Here is a 1,406-nt window from a genome sequence, read left to right on the forward strand (position 1 = left end):
GGGGCTTCGTAAAAGATCAGCGTCCGCTGCTCTCCGGTCAGCTCCGCCAGCCGGGCGGTACGCTGCTTTTTCGCCGCCGGCAAAAAGCCCTCAAAGGCGAACCGCCCCGTTGGCAGCCCGGAAATCGCCAGGGCGGACACCGCCGCACTGGGCCCCGGCACCACCTGCACCTGCACCCCTGCCTCCCAGCAGAGCCGCACCAGCTCCTCCCCGGGATCGCTGATGCAGGGCATGCCTGCGTCCGTCACCACGGCGGCGGACTCCCCTGCCCGGAGCCGTTCCACGATGCCCTCGGCGCAGCGGATGCCGCTGTGGTCATGGTAGCTGACCAGGGGCTTGTGAATGTCAAAATGGGTCAGCAGCCCCCGGGTCACCCGGGTGTCCTCTGCGGCGATGAAATCCACCGTCCGCAGGGTGTCCAACTGCCGCATGGTCACATCCCCCAGGTTGCCGATGGGGGTGCCCACGATATAGAGCATGCCGCTCATGCTTCCTCCTCCGTTCCCAATCGGTAAAATGCCTCCAGCTCCGGGGTCACGCCGTCCCCCTGCCGCACTGCCAGGGTTGGCTCCACCTGTAAAAAGGGCTTCGCCCCCTTCTTCCCCTCCACCAGAAACAGCCAGGGAGCCGTGTCCGGATGCTTTGCCACGAACCGGAGCCGTTTTGGCTCGATCCCGGCACTGCGCATGGCGCACAGCACATCGCACAGCCGTTCCGGCCGGTTGCACAGGCAGAACCTGCCTCCGAACCGGAGCAATCGGGCAGCACTGCCGCATACGTCGGAGATATCGCACAGCAGCTCGTGCCGGGCGATCCGGGCAGCGTCCCCGGCGCTTTCCATGCCTGCACCCTGGGCCTTGTAGGGGGGATTGCAGGTCACCAGGGTGCATTGCTCCAGGGGAGCGTCCGCCCACAGGGTACGCAGATCCCCCAGCACCGGGGTCAGATTGGTAAGCCGGTTCTCCGCCACGGTCTGCTCCAGCAGCCGGATCGCCTCCGGCTGAATGTCCAGCCCGTAGATCTGCCTGGGGGGCATGTGCCGTTCCATGACCAGGGGGATGATGCCGCAGCCCGTGCCCAGGTCGCATGCCACGTCCCGTGCCTGATACCGGGAAAAGGCGGCAAGGAGAAAGGCGTCCGTGCCGAACCGGTGGGCATCACTGACGCAGATGTGCAGCCTGCCCAGGGGCTCCCGTTTGACTTCCATATGCCGCCTCCTTCCAGTGATTGCCGCCGGGTCAGAAACATACCGGACAGCTTGGTTTGACTTTGCTGCCTCTATTGTACTCCCCTTCCGGGAAAATGTCAAGGCAGCACTGCACGGAGTTGGTGCGGCACTGCCTTCCGGGGTCTTTTCCATTTGATGTTTCTGACCTTGCTCCATTTGTTTAACCGGATGGGTCACG

2 protein-coding genes are annotated in these 1,406 nt (G+C 64.5%); both read right to left on the reverse strand.

Annotated features, from left to right (window positions below; all coding sequences use genetic code 11):
- Positions 1-488: 16S rRNA (cytidine(1402)-2'-O)-methyltransferase (gene rsmI, locus QVO51_RS02845; protein WP_288167787.1), on the reverse strand; the 488-nt coding region annotated here is incomplete at its 3' end.
- A complete protein-coding gene (locus QVO51_RS02850) occupies positions 485-1,207 on the reverse strand; it encodes a tRNA1(Val) (adenine(37)-N6)-methyltransferase (protein ID WP_022357155.1) in 723 nt (240 codons plus the stop codon). The genes QVO51_RS02850 and rsmI, both read right to left, overlap by 4 nt.
- Between the last annotated feature and the right edge of the window lie 199 nt (positions 1,208-1,406).

The sequence above is a fragment of the Ruminococcus sp. CAG:379 genome (assembly GCF_000434255.1).
GTDB lineage: Bacteria > Bacillota > Clostridia > Oscillospirales > Ruminococcaceae > Ruminococcus_F > Ruminococcus_F champanellensis.